We start from the raw sequence: 12,451 nt of genomic DNA, 5'->3' as shown, positions 1-12,451 counted from the left end.
GATTTTTACTTCCGTCGCATCAATCATTACCGTGTCCTCAGAACTGAGAGGAGGTCTTGAAATCGTAAAACCACTTTGAACAAGAGTTACTTCAACCCATTGACTCCGATGGGTTAAGTTGCTTTCGTGGATACCAAAATCAGCCGCAATTTGTTCATAAGTTCGATATTCTCGCACATATTGAAGTCGCCATAAGAAGGTATTCTAGGCTTAATTTAGGTTTTTATCCATCTTTTGCGTGTTTAATTTTTAATACAGCTAACATCTCTTCAAAAGTCGTGCGCTGAACACCAACAAGACGATTAAATTGTGCATCAGTTAGTTGTTTACTTGCTTCATAATTCATAGAACTATTATACCATATTTTGTTTCGCAGGAAGTCTAATAATAATATTTATCTTTCCTATCGAACGCTTTCAATCTTCCAACTATTCCAACCTTTAAACCGTATAGCTCCATGCTGGTCAGTTCGGTAAACTTTGCTATTGATACCTTCCAGTCGTGTCAAAGTTTCCTGATGGGGGAGTTTCGTTCGATTGTTCTTTCCAACTGAGATGAGAGTCATCTCTGGTTTGAGCTGTTCTAAAAAGTCTGAACTTAATGATTTTTTAGAGCCATGTTGGCTAGCTTTCAAAACATCCACTTCTAGGTCAGGATAGTGCTTCAGCATGTCCTTCTCTCCTTTCTCCTCCAAATTTCCAGTGAAAAGAAAGTTTTTATCCAAGAGTTTTCCATACAAAACCAGGGTATCTTCATGATCTCCAATTTTCCTTGGAGATAGGACTTCTAACTGACTTCCAAAAATTGGCAAGTTCTCTCCTGCTGTCACACTGCGCACCTTGGTTTGAGTCGCCTGTAGTTCTGCCACAAATTCCTTCTGTTTCAGACTTCCTTTTGATACTAAAATCTCCCCTACATGAAAAGCCTTGGTCACCTCCAACAAATCTCCAACATGTTCCTTGTCCGTATTTGTCAAAATCAGCTGGTCAATCTTGGCTACTCCTCGACTTTTGAGATAGGGAATCAAGGTTCGCTGGGCATTGCTGGTCGTCGCCTTTTCTTGCCATTTTTCAATTTTCTTATCAGATTCTGCCTTGCCACCTACATCTATGAGAATGGTCTTCCCAGTTACATCCCTTAGGAAAATACTTTCTCCTTGCCCCACATCCAGCATGGTAATTTCATTTTCCAGTGGATGCTTGGTCAAGAAAAAGAGACCCACAATAAGTAAGCTGAAGCCAGCTACTCTTTTGATATTTTTCCTCAAATCATAGACCAAAGCCAAGGAAATTAACAATAAAATTAAAAACCATGCATTAGGTTGTCCAAAGACAAACGGCCTACTTGTCATCTGCGAGACCAAGCGAATCATTCCCTCCAACCATTCAAAGATAAAATTCAGTTGAATGACTGGATAGAGAAAGGAAAGGGCAAATAAGATAGACAAGAGCGGTAAGAAGACCAAATCAAATAGAAAGGAAAAGACAAAGGTCAAGAGGATGGACCAAGGTTGAAATTCCGCAAAATAGAAGGATAGAATGGGCAATATGCCCAAGGAGATGACTAGACTTTCACTAGCAACAGCCTTGAGCCCCTCCCCTTCTTTGCTGGTCATGGTCAGGATAAAAGCATAAGCGCAGGACAAGACTCCTCCTGCTGTCAAGAAAAAGTTTGGCATGACAATAAAGAGGAGAAACACTGTCAAGGCAAAATTATCCAAGCCCTTAACCCCATGTTGAGCCAGTAGCTTTTGCAAGAGACTGCGAATAACCGATGCTGAAAATCCAGTTAGTCCCGCATAGATAAGGGAAAAGGGATAAGTCAGCCATTTCAACTTTTCTTGGGTCAAGCCCAATCGCAAGAGAAGTTTCTTAAATCCGTTCATGAAAAAACCTACCTGCATGCCAGATAGGGCAAAGAGGTGGATAATTCCTAGACTGGAATAAAGCTCATTCATCTCTTCAAAGTCGGTGTCCAGATGTCCCAGCAAGAGTCCTGTCATGTAATTGCGCATAGGGTCTGGAAAGTGCGTCTTAATCCAAACCACAGCCTTTCGACGTAAACTGGACAAGTTTTCTCCTATATCCCAACTGCCAATCTTTTGAAGTGACTGGATTGTTTTGATATTGAGAGTCTGGTAAATTCCCTGAGTCTTCAGATAGGCTTGGTAATTAAAGCCACCAAAATTTCTCTGCCCTTCTGGCTCCGAAAGCTTCCCTTCTAGTCCTATCTCATGCAGGTCGGTTAAAGCTTGAAAGGCTTCTTTCTCCTCCTCGGACTGGAGTTTATAATAGACTTGAAAAATGCGTCCATCAGCCTTGCCGCGAAAGGACAGACTATCACCATTGACCTTAACAGTGTCAGGCAGAATCCGTACCCTTTCAACAGAATCCGCCAGATTTTGACTCGCTTGGCTCTGTTGCCAATTTTGAAACAGAAACCAGAAGCCAAAGACTCCACAAATCACTAAAACTTTGCCTGTTGATTTCCATGGAAATTGGAAAAAGAGACAGACTAGCAGAAAAACAAAGCCCAACAAAGCAAGATAGGATGCTGAGAAAATAGCGTAATAAAACCAAAGTAACAAAAAACTCAGGTAAATTAGGGGAATGGGGATGTTCTTAATCCACTGTAACATAGTCTTTTAGCTTTTCTATGGTCTTAGCACCAATGCCAGAGACCTTCTTGAGTTCATCAATCGACTTGAATTTCCCATTTGCCTCACGATGGTCTATAATGTCCTGAGCTCGTTTTCCTCCCAGTCCCTTAACCTGTTTAAGCTCTTCCAGACTGGCCTTGTTGAGATTGACCTTCTTTTCCTTGCTTGTTGAAGAAGCTGTCCCCGAACCAGTCTGTTGACTAACTGCTTCTTCTCCCTTAGTAGGAACGTAAACCAGAGCCTCATCACTAACTTTCTGAGCTAGATTGAGCGACTTGCTGTCTGCTTGCTCTGTCAAGCCACCAGCCTTCTGAACAGCATCATTGACTCGACTACCTACAGGCAAGTCATAAATCCCTGGCGATTTGACAGCACCTTTGACATCTACTGTGATTAGATCTTGTTCAAGGGGTTCTTCCTTCTCTTCCTTGTTCACTTCCTTTTCGGATACCAAATCCTTGGAAACAGCTGCAACTTCAGCCTGCAAATTCGTTTCCTTTACAGGTGTTTGTGGAGCTAGCTTTAGCAGGAAAAATCCGCCTACAAGCAAGCCCAGACCAGTACAGATGACGATGATTTTATACTCTTTGATTTTCTCGATAATTGCTTCCATATTTTCTCCTCTCTTAGATTATTCGTAAGAGGAAGAAAAAACAGTCGAAAAATTTCTTTTCAACTGCTTATTTATTTGCAAAATAGTCTTCCTTGGTCAAGACATAATGAACTCTTGTCACGATTCGGCCTTTTTCATGCTGGTCCATACAAGCATAAGCTTCTTCGTGGGAAAAACGCATGCCTGATTTCTCCATGACCTTTCCTGACGCGGGATTAGCCTTATCGTGTAAAGCAACTAACTTATTCATTCCTATCTTCTCAAAAGCTAGCTCAATTACGGCACGATTGGCTTCTGTCGTCAATCCTTGATTCCAATACTTTTTATTGATAATGTAGCCAATAGCTGCCTTCTTAAGAACAGGATCAATCTTGTGCAAGTCAATGGTTCCGATAAACTTGCCGTTATCTTTTAATTCAATCCCCCAGCGTCCCAAGGGATTAGCCAAGTAGAACTGAGCAATATTATTCTTGGTTTCTTCTACATTTTGATTGGTTGAAAAAGTGTAACGTGTATTATCCTTGTCCGAGGCATAGTCAAACATTGCTTCCGCATCATTCAAAGTTACAGGTCTAAGCAACAAACGCTCTGTCTCGACTATGGGATACTGAGCTAGTTTTAAAAAGATTGATTCCATACGTTTCTTCCACTTGAAACCTTTCTAATCTAATATAAGGATATTGAATAAAACATTTAAAAAGCAAACTTATAGTAGATTGAAATAAGATATAAACAAATCAATCAGGAAAGTCAAATTAATTTCTAAAAATGTTTTAGCAGTCACAACGTACTATTCTAGCTTCAATCTACTATAGATTTAGTATTGAGATAACTTTAAGTACAAAAGAACTATCCTTCATATAGAGGTTGAGAATCTAATTCTTCACTCTCTTCTTTTTTAACCGGTTCTGGTTCATAGGCTCGGATAATCTGAGCGACAACTGGGTGGCGAACCACATCCTTGGCTGAAAAATGAACAAAGTCAATCTGGTGAATGTTCTTGAGTTTCTCTTGGGCATCAATCAAACCGGACTTGACATTGCGTGGCAGGTCAATCTGACTGATATCTCCATTGACAATCATCTTAGAATGAAAACCTAAACGAGTCAAAAACATCTTCATCTGCATAATGGTCGTATTTTGCGCCTCATCGAGAATGACAAAGGCATCATCCAAGGTCCGTCCACGCATATAGGCAAGGGGCGCAATCTCAATAATTTCACGCTCCATGAGTCGAGTTGTTTGGTCTTTCCCCAGAATCTGATACAAAGCATCATAAACAGGTCGAAGGTAAGGATCTACCTTCTCCTTAAGATCACCCGGAAGAAAACCTAGACTCTCTCCTGCTTCCACCGCTGGACGTGTCAAGATAATCCTCTTGACTTGCCCACGTTTAAGTGCAGTCACTGCTAAGGTCACTGCAAGAAAGGTCTTCCCTGTACCTGCTGGCCCAATTCCAAAGGTCACATCATGCTGTTTAACACTGTCCACATAAAGTTTTTGACCTAGTGTTTTGACACGGATAGGCTTCCCTGTATTATCCTTGATAATTTCTTCTTCATAAAGGGCGACAAATTTGTCGATTTCATCGTTTTTGACCATGCTAATCGCAGTCACTACATCTGGTGTGCCGACTGTCATTCCACGATTTACCAAAACCATCAAGGCTTGAATAACTTGTCTAGCTTCCTCACAAGCTGACTCCCCCCCCAAGACTTGTACAATCTCTGTACGAGCATGAATCACCACATCAAGCTCTTCTTCCATCAAACGAAGATGGCGCTCATTGGAACCAAAAAGATGAAACAGGTCATCTGGATGACTCAGTTGAATGTCTATTGAATGTTCCTTCAAATAAAGAACCTCTCTAATCCTTTTATTTCTTTTTATTATAGCAAAGGGATGGAGAAATTACTAGCCCAAACCCAATGAATCATGCTAGTGTTCTAAGTATTCTTGCCAGATAGCGTCAAAGTCTCCTAGGTTAAAAGAGAAACTGGCATGTTCTTCCAAAAAGCGACTCACCTCATCAAAATCATCTGTGTGTTTTGGAAAAGCTGATTCTTCAAAGGCTAGGTCTGCTAGGATAGCTTTGGGACTGTTACTTTTAGGATTGCGCTCGGTCATGAGCCAAGTGTAAAATGATTTTCTCATATGTCACCCTAGATCAATTCTGTCCCAAACTGGTCTTGCTTGATTTTACCAGCCTTCATAAGACCACCTAAAACTTTCTTGAACTGACCTTTAGAAATGCCAAAGGTTGCCTTGATGTCATCTGGAGATGACTTATCATTCAAGGTCATGAAACCGCCATTGCTTTCCAAATAAGTCAAAATCATCTGGGCATCATTTTCCAACATTTCAAACGAACGTGGTTTGAGGGAGAGGTTCAGAGTGCGGTCCACTTCGCGGAAACCAATGACACGCGCATCTAAAACTTGCCCTAAACGTGGCTCTGCATAGCGCTCGCTAGGATGGATAAAACCAAGCATGTTATTTTCTGGCAGGTAAACAAAAGTTCCTGACAGCTTGAGGCGGTATACAATGGCTGGCCAGTTTTGGTTCTGCATGTTGTTGTAGGCAGGTCGAGCCAGACGTTGGAAGTCTTCTTGATAAGCCAAGAGTCCCCAGATACGATCTTTCTTGTCCACTTCAAGACGGATGTAGAGTTGATCACCCTTCTTAGGCCAGAGTTCCTTGAGCTCAGGGAGAATATCGAGTGACACAACGATTTCCTTGTCAGGAAGGCCTGTATCCACAAAGACACCCAAGTCTTTACGAACTTCTGTGACACGTCCCCAACCAAATTGGTCCTGAGTGGCAGTCACTTCTAGAGTTGTCAAGCGGAGTTTTTGCTTCATATCCGTGTAGGCAAAACCTTTAACCGTATCCCCTACTGTATGTTGACCTTCTTCCTTGGTAAGAGCATAGGTCTGGCCATCCTTTTGAACAAAGTAAAAACGGTCGTTTTCATCGATGATCAGTCCAACGATAAAACTTGCAAGATTTGTATTCATATTTCCTTCTTTCGAACAAAACTCAGCCAGCAATGCCAACTGAGTTTTTCTGTTTATTTTTAGACTTCCAAGAGTTCTTTCTCTTTGTTGGCAGTCATGTCGTCGATGTGTTTAACAGCATCATCTGTTACTTTTTGAATGTCTTTTTCAAGAGTCTTCAATTCGTCTTCAGTGATTTCTTTTGCTTTTTCTTGTTTCTTAGCTTCATCCATAGCATCGCGACGGATATTGCGGACAGCCACTTTAGCATTCTCACCGACTTTCTTCACTTCTTTAGCAAGGTCACGACGAGTTTCTTCTGTAAGAGCAGGGATAACCAAACGAATTACAGAACCATCGTTAGCTGGTGTGATACCAAGATCAGAAGCGTTTAAGGCACGTTCGATGTCTTTCAATGAAGACTTGTCAAATGGTGTTACCAACAAAACACGCGCTTCTGGAATGGTAATTGAAGCAATTTGGTTAAGAGGAGTTTCTACTCCATAGTATTCTACATGTACACGGTCGAGTAAACTTGCGTTGGCACGACCAGCACGGATACCACCAAATTCACGAGCAAGTGATTGGTGAGACTGGGTCATTCTCTCTTTAGCTTTTTCAATAATTGCGTTAGCCATAATCTTTCTTATTCCTTTTCTTCGATATTATTTGAAACTGTTGTTCCGATATTTTCACCAAATACGACACGTTTGATGTTGCCTGGTTGGTTCATGTTGAAGACAACCAAGTCAATGTCGTTATCCATTGAGAGGGTTGAAGCAGTTGAGTCCATGATACGAAGACCTTTATTGATAACGTCACGGTGGGTCAATTCTTCAAACTTAACGGCTGTCTTGTCCTTCTTAGGATCGGCATTGTAAACACCATCGACCCCATTTTTAGCCATAAGGATAGCATCCGCTTCGATTTCAGCTGCACGAAGGGCCGCTGTTGTATCTGTTGAGAAGTAAGGTGAACCAATTCCGGCACCAAAGATAACGATACGGCCTTTTTCAAGATGACGAAGGGCACGTCCACGGACATAAGGCTCTGCCACTTGTTGCATTGCAATAGCTGTTTGCACACGCGTATCAACACCAACTTGTTGCAATGAATCGGCCATCACAAGAGCATTCATAACAGTCCCAAGCATTCCTGTGTAATCTGCCTGAACGCGGTCCATACCTGCTTCTGCTGCAGGTTCTCCACGCCAGAGATTTCCTCCACCGATAACAAGGGCAATTTCGATACCTAAGCTATGAACTTCTTGAATCTCTTTTGCGATTGTTTGAACTGTTTGGATATCAATCCCTACGCCACGTTCACCGGCAAGGGCTTCACCTGATAACTTGATTAAAATACGTTTATACTTGGGATTCGCCATTTTCACTCTCCTTCTTTTATCCTACCTATTTTATCACAATTTCTAAGATTTTTATAGTATCATGAGCGATTCTTTCAAAAAAATTAGACAGTCAAAAATTCCTCTAAATCGCTGAGGGCACGCTCTGCAATTTTTTCATAACGAGCCTTCTTATCACGGATACGTTCGCCTTCCAACTCCTTGATAATCCCAAAGTTGACATTCATTGGTTGGAAATGTTTGCTGTCGGCATGGGTGATGTAATGAGCTAGACTTCCAATCGCTGTTGTCTCTGGGAAAATAGCCTCACTTTCACCCTTGAAGAGTCGAGCCGCGTTAATACCTGCAACTAAGCCTGATGCTGCGGACTCTACATAGCCTTCCACACCCGTCATCTGACCAGCAAAGAAGAGATTTGGTTGTTTCTTAGAACGGTAGGTCTGCTCCAGAAGATTTGGTGAATCCATGTAAGAATTGCGGTGCATGACCCCATAACGAACAAACTCCGCATTTTCAAGACCTGGAATCATTTGGAAAACGCGCTTTTGCTCTCCCCATTTAAGGTGGGTTTGGAAACCGACGATATTATAGAGGCTACCAGCTGCATTGTCCTGACGAAGTTGAACCACCGCATAAGGGGTTTTAAATTCTCCATCACGAGGACCTGTGTAGTCGTCTGGATACTCAAGACCGACTGGTTTCATAGGACCATAAAGCATAGTTTTAATGCCTCGTTTGGCCATGACTTCGATTGGCATACATCCTTCAAAGTACTTTTCTTTTTCAAAAGAATTGAGCGGTGCTTCTTCCGCATTGACCAAGGCTTCATGGAAATCCATAAACTCTTGCTTGGTCATTGGAGCATTGAGATAGGCTGCTTCTCCCTTATCATAACGAGATTTGAGATAGACCTTACTCATATCGATAGTGTTGACATCGATAATAGGCGCTGCTGCATCGTAGAAATAGAAGCCATCGCCATTATTAAGGGCATGAATCTTTTCAGCCAGGGCATCGCTAGTCAAGGGACCAGTCGCCACAACTGTAATAACATCTGTTGGCAATTCTGTAATTTCATCACGCACCACTTCAATCAAGGGGTGGTTGACCACTTTTTCGGTCACCATTTGAGAGAAACCATCACGATCCACCGCAAGGGCTCCACCGGCAGGAACACGTGTAGCCTCAGCAGATTCCAAGATAACAGAACCCAAGCGACGCATTTCTTCCTTGAGAAGACCAACTGCATTTGTCAAAGCATCCCCACGCAAAGAATTGGAACAAACCAACTCAGCAAAATTGTCTGTTTTGTGCTGAGGAGTCGACTTGACACCACGCATTTCATAAAGTTTAACTGGAATACCACGCTCTGCGATTTGGTAAGCTGCTTCAGAACCTGCCAAACCAGCACCGATAACATTGATATAAGATTGAGACACGACACTAATACCTCTTTGGGAGTGTGAAGTTAAGATTCACATTGAAAAAGCCAATCAGACTTACGAGCTTTCGAGTTTCTTGGCTCAGGCTGAAAAAGTCCATTGGACTTACTTCGCTCTCGAATTTCTTGGCTCAGGCTGAAAAAGTCCCCCAGACTTTCCTCGCTCTCGAATTTCTTGGCTCAAGCTGAAAAAGTCCCCCGGACTTTCCTCGCTCTCGAATTTCTTGGCTCAAGCTGAAAAAGTCCCCCGGACTTTTTCACTCCCACAAATCTTTCTATTTTTTTCTTCTACTAGTATAACAAAAAAAGGGAAGAAGGCAAACTTCCCTGTTTATACTAAATGAAAATCAAAGAGCAAACTAGCCGCAGGTTGCTCAAAGCACTGCTTTGAAGTTGTAGATAGAACTGACGAAGTCCAGCTCAAAACACTGTTTTGAGGTTGTGGATAGAACTGACGAAGTCAGTAACCACACCTACGACAAGGCGACGTTGACACGGTTTGAAGAGATTTTCGAAGAGTATTAGTCATTTTCTTGATTTTCTTCCCAATCATGGTAGGCAGCGTAGAGCTGGCTTTTATTCCACTGGTAAATCTTAGCGACTTCCTTGATAGCTTGATTTTTCTTCATGCCTTGCTGGATACGGGCTTGGATTTCTAAGAACAAGTCCTCCTCGTCTTTTTCCTCCACATCCTGACTGGCACCTTCAACAATGAGAAGGCATTCTCCTTTAAGTGGCGTTTCAGCAATGCTTTCCAATAACTCAGAAATGGTACCGCGTTGGTATTCTTCATAGATTTTAGTCAATTCCCTGACCAAGACAACCGAGCGGTTACCGTAGACTTCTAACATATTTTCCAACGTATCTGCTACACGATGAGGCGATTCATAGAAAATCTGAGTTTCAGGATAATCTTTTTTCGAGTCGAAAAATTGCTTTTGCTGGCCTGATTTTCTCGGTAAAAAGCCGTAAAAGATATGTGGTTGTGGCGCTAGACCACTGGCAATCAAGGCAGAAATTCCTGCAGAGGCACCTGGAACAGTCACAACTGCAATTTCTTCCTCAATAGCTGCCTTAACCAAATCATGACCAGGGTCTGAAATGCTAGGCAAACCGGCATCAGAGACCTGAGCAATACTTTGCCCTGCTTTCAAGAAACCAATCAAATCAGGAATTTTTTCCTTGGCATTGTGCTCATGAAAACTGATCTGCTTGGTGGAAATGTCAAAATGCTTGAGCAAAAGCCCTGTATTGCGCGTATCCTCAGCAGCAATCCAATCTACTTCTTTCAAGGTCTGGATAGCACGAAAAGTCATATCATCTAGATTGCCAATCGGCGTTGCCACTAGATACAGCTTGCCATAGGGAGACTGCCCCTTAAAACTTTTTTGAATTTGCATGCCTACTCCCTGTATAACAACTCATCACAGAACATACATTCTTCGTCCTGCTCTCGACGTTGTCCATAAAAATCATTACATACGTGAAATCCATCACGGTAAATACGACGGACACTTTCGCGAACATGCTTGGCCTTGACGGGAGCGTCTGCTTCCACCTCACCCAAGCGTTCTCGCAACTTACTATTTTCCAAGCGAAGAGCTGTATTTTCTTCTACCAAGCTCTTGAGATTTTTCTTGATGGCTTCCACATCGGCTAAGGTTACCAATAATTGTTGGGAAAAATCATCCAGCGCGTCAAATAATTCTTTTTTGTCCATAAAACAGCCCTTTCCTTTCTTTATCATTCATTTTTGAGTTTATATTTCTTTCAAGACCAGATATTCCATGGCATTTTGAAAGCTGACATTAGCTTGCCACATTTTTCTAGCTTCTAGTAAATCTTGTAGAATCACTCTTACTCTTACCTGCAAGAGGTCCTGCCCACAGAGAACTTCAAGAATCCGTAAAACCTGATCCTGTTTTTCCTTATCATCTGCCAAGTTGGCTAATTTGGCAACCTGTAGATAACTTTCTTTTTTCTTAGCTACTAACCAAGTCAGCAGGCGTTCACTTTCATCGACCAAGGTCCAAAAACTTGCCTGATTAGCCAACTTTTCTGCTTCAGCTCGCGATTGACTAAACTTAGTTAAAAGAGTCGCTTTTTTCTTAACAAGTCCCATTTGTTCTAAGAGTAAGATAAGTTTTTCTTCTTGCTTTTTAAAGTGGAAGATCTGAGTCCGACTTCGGATTGTCGGTAACATCTTTTCCTCATCGCTAGTCAAGAAGAAAATATAAACTTCACTCTGGGGTTCTTCGATGACCTTGAGCAGAGAATTGGCTGCGTTGGGATGCATTTTATCCGCTTGCTCGATGATAAAGACCTGTTGCTGGCTTTCAATCCCTGCTTGAGAAAACTGTCCCACCAATTCCCGAATGCGTTCTGTCTTGATGACCTGATTGACTGGCTTAATCAAGGTGACATCTGGAAACTCTTCCTGTTCAATCAGCTTGCAACTTCGGCATTTCTCACATGGTAAGACGCCAACTTTATCCGTACAAAAGAGGCTCTTAGCTAAAAATTGCGCCATTTCCAAGCTTCCAAAGAAACCTGAAAAGAGATAGGCGTGATTGAGCTGGTCTTGTTCTAAGATACGGACAAAACGGTCAAACTGATCTGGTTGCCAAGCCTTTAGTTGATCTTGTTTCATTTGGCCAAGCCCATTCCGTCAAACAAGACAGCCTTGGTAGTTTCCACAACTTGCTCCAAAGGGAGACTAGCATCAATCTTGACAATGCGATTTCCCTCTTTATCCAGAAGAGAAAGGTAGCCTTGACGAACTTTTTTATGCAAGTCCAACCCTTCCAAATCCAAACGATTAACCTCGCGGTCACTATTAGCAGCAATACGAGCCAGTCCTTCTTCCACCTCGATGTCAAAATAGAGTGTCAAATCGGGTTTGAGGCCATCTGTCGCAAACTGATTGAGCCAGTCAATGGCTTCAATATCTAAGCCACGACCAAATCCCTGATAGGCAACAGAACTATCGATAAAACGATCCATAATGACCAGCTTGCCAGCTTCAAGGGCTGGAAGAACTTTTTCCACCAAGTGCTGTCTGCGACTGGCAATATAGAGAAGCAACTCTGTCTTCGCATCCATCTGAGTATGACTTGAATCCAAAATTACTTCCCGAATCTTCTCCCCAATCAAGACTCCGCCAGGTTCACGGGTCGTCAGCACCTCTACCCCTTTTTCCTCTAAAATTGGTAGCAGAGCCTCTAAAACACTGGTCTTTCCTGCTCCCTCTGGTCCCTCAAGAGAGACTAAAAATCCTTTTGACATGTCTAACTCATTTCTTTTTTACTACTTCTATTCTATCAAAAAAATAGGGGTTTGTGACAATCTTTTTGTCTTCTCATTTCATACTCAATGAAAA

13 protein-coding genes and 1 pseudogene are annotated in these 12,451 nt (G+C 42.1%); all 14 read right to left on the bottom strand.

The window, feature by feature from the left end:
- Window positions 1-346, bottom strand: a pseudogene (locus HT671_RS05940) (transposase family protein); the annotation flags it as partial.
- Between the two features lie 57 nt (window positions 347-403).
- Entirely contained in the window at window positions 404-2,638 is a 2,235-nt protein-coding gene (locus tag HT671_RS05935; RefSeq protein WP_000942432.1) for a DNA internalization-related competence protein ComEC/Rec2, read from the bottom strand.
- On the bottom strand, window positions 2,622-3,272 hold the full coding sequence (locus HT671_RS05930) for a helix-hairpin-helix domain-containing protein (protein WP_138703281.1): 651 nt from the start codon (window positions 3,270-3,272) through the stop codon (window positions 2,622-2,624). The genes HT671_RS05935 and HT671_RS05930 overlap by 17 nt, the downstream gene beginning before the upstream one ends.
- A 67-nt stretch (window positions 3,273-3,339) precedes the next feature.
- Window positions 3,340-3,909, bottom strand: coding sequence for a GNAT family N-acetyltransferase (locus tag HT671_RS05925; protein WP_000443735.1), 570 nt, complete (start codon window positions 3,907-3,909; stop codon window positions 3,340-3,342).
- Window positions 3,910-4,121: 212 nt separating this feature from the next.
- The gene (locus HT671_RS05920) at window positions 4,122-5,126 is read right to left on the bottom strand and encodes a PhoH family protein (RefSeq protein WP_000658205.1); all 1,005 of its coding nucleotides are present in this window, start codon (window positions 5,124-5,126) and stop codon (window positions 4,122-4,124) included.
- Between the two features lie 84 nt (window positions 5,127-5,210).
- On the bottom strand, window positions 5,211-5,426 hold the full coding sequence (locus HT671_RS05915; protein ID WP_001232084.1) for a YozE family protein: 216 nt from the start codon (window positions 5,424-5,426) through the stop codon (window positions 5,211-5,213).
- An 8-nt stretch (window positions 5,427-5,434) separates the two neighbouring features.
- Window positions 5,435-6,289 (bottom strand): RNA-binding virulence regulatory protein CvfB, encoded by an 855-nt coding sequence (gene cvfB / locus HT671_RS05910; protein WP_001095471.1) that lies wholly within the window; start codon window positions 6,287-6,289, stop codon window positions 5,435-5,437.
- A gap of 59 nt (window positions 6,290-6,348) precedes the next feature.
- The gene (gene frr, locus HT671_RS05905) at window positions 6,349-6,906 is read right to left on the bottom strand and encodes a ribosome recycling factor (RefSeq protein WP_001262225.1); all 558 of its coding nucleotides are present in this window, start codon (window positions 6,904-6,906) and stop codon (window positions 6,349-6,351) included.
- Between the two features lie 8 nt (window positions 6,907-6,914).
- Window positions 6,915-7,652 (bottom strand): UMP kinase, encoded by a 738-nt coding sequence (pyrH, locus tag HT671_RS05900; RefSeq protein WP_000002996.1) that lies wholly within the window; start codon window positions 7,650-7,652, stop codon window positions 6,915-6,917.
- Window positions 7,653-7,735: 83 nt separating this feature from the next.
- Complete coding sequence (trmFO, locus tag HT671_RS05895; RefSeq protein ID WP_000083733.1) at window positions 7,736-9,070, bottom strand: methylenetetrahydrofolate--tRNA-(uracil(54)-C(5))-methyltransferase (FADH(2)-oxidizing) TrmFO; 1,335 nt, start codon at window positions 9,068-9,070, stop codon at window positions 7,736-7,738.
- Window positions 9,071-9,593: 523 nt separating this feature from the next.
- Complete coding sequence (gene rsmI / locus HT671_RS05890) at window positions 9,594-10,472, bottom strand: 16S rRNA (cytidine(1402)-2'-O)-methyltransferase (protein ID WP_001166876.1); 879 nt, start codon at window positions 10,470-10,472, stop codon at window positions 9,594-9,596.
- A gap of 2 nt (window positions 10,473-10,474) precedes the next feature.
- Window positions 10,475-10,792: a DNA replication initiation control protein YabA gene (yabA, locus tag HT671_RS05885; RefSeq protein ID WP_000358228.1), complete on the bottom strand. Its 318-nt coding sequence runs from the start codon at window positions 10,790-10,792 to the stop codon at window positions 10,475-10,477.
- A gap of 39 nt (window positions 10,793-10,831) precedes the next feature.
- Entirely contained in the window at window positions 10,832-11,722 is an 891-nt protein-coding gene (locus tag HT671_RS05880) for a DNA polymerase III subunit delta' (protein WP_000806730.1), read from the bottom strand.
- Window positions 11,719-12,357 (bottom strand): dTMP kinase, encoded by a 639-nt coding sequence (gene tmk / locus HT671_RS05875; RefSeq protein WP_138703282.1) that lies wholly within the window; start codon window positions 12,355-12,357, stop codon window positions 11,719-11,721. Before tmk ends, HT671_RS05880 begins: the two co-directional genes overlap by 4 nt.
- Between the last annotated feature and the right edge of the window lie 94 nt (window positions 12,358-12,451).

Source organism: Streptococcus sp. 2741 (assembly GCF_013276315.1).
Lineage (GTDB): Bacteria > Bacillota > Bacilli > Lactobacillales > Streptococcaceae > Streptococcus > Streptococcus pseudopneumoniae.
The sequence above is the reverse complement of the archived record's forward strand: the minus strand, read 5'-3'. Positions and strand labels throughout refer to the sequence as shown.

What these genes read in the sequence shown, in the direction of transcription:
- HT671_RS05915 (WP_001232084.1), bottom strand. Translation starts at nt 5,426, where the DNA reads ATGAGAAAATCATTTTACACTTGGCTCATGACCGAGCGCAATCCTAAA.
- frr (WP_001262225.1), bottom strand. Translation starts at nt 6,906, where the DNA reads ATGGCTAACGCAATTATTGAAAAAGCTAAAGAGAGAATGACCCAGTCT.
- HT671_RS05935 (WP_000942432.1), bottom strand. Translation starts at nt 2,638, where the DNA reads ATGTTACAGTGGATTAAGAACATCCCCATTCCCCTAATTTACCTGAGT.
- yabA (WP_000358228.1), bottom strand. Translation starts at nt 10,792, where the DNA reads ATGGACAAAAAAGAATTATTTGACGCGCTGGATGATTTTTCCCAACAA.
- tmk (WP_138703282.1), bottom strand. Translation starts at nt 12,357, where the DNA reads ATGTCAAAAGGATTTTTAGTCTCTCTTGAGGGACCAGAGGGAGCAGGA.
- HT671_RS05930 (WP_138703281.1), bottom strand. Translation starts at nt 3,272, where the DNA reads ATGGAAGCAATTATCGAGAAAATCAAAGAGTATAAAATCATCGTCATC.
- pyrH (WP_000002996.1), bottom strand. Translation starts at nt 7,652, where the DNA reads ATGGCGAATCCCAAGTATAAACGTATTTTAATCAAGTTATCAGGTGAA.
- HT671_RS05925 (WP_000443735.1), bottom strand. Translation starts at nt 3,909, where the DNA reads ATGGAATCAATCTTTTTAAAACTAGCTCAGTATCCCATAGTCGAGACA.
- HT671_RS05880 (WP_000806730.1), bottom strand. Translation starts at nt 11,722, where the DNA reads ATGAAACAAGATCAACTAAAGGCTTGGCAACCAGATCAGTTTGACCGT.
- rsmI (WP_001166876.1), bottom strand. Translation starts at nt 10,472, where the DNA reads ATGCAAATTCAAAAAAGTTTTAAGGGGCAGTCTCCCTATGGCAAGCTG.
- cvfB (WP_001095471.1), bottom strand. Translation starts at nt 6,289, where the DNA reads ATGAATACAAATCTTGCAAGTTTTATCGTTGGACTGATCATCGATGAA.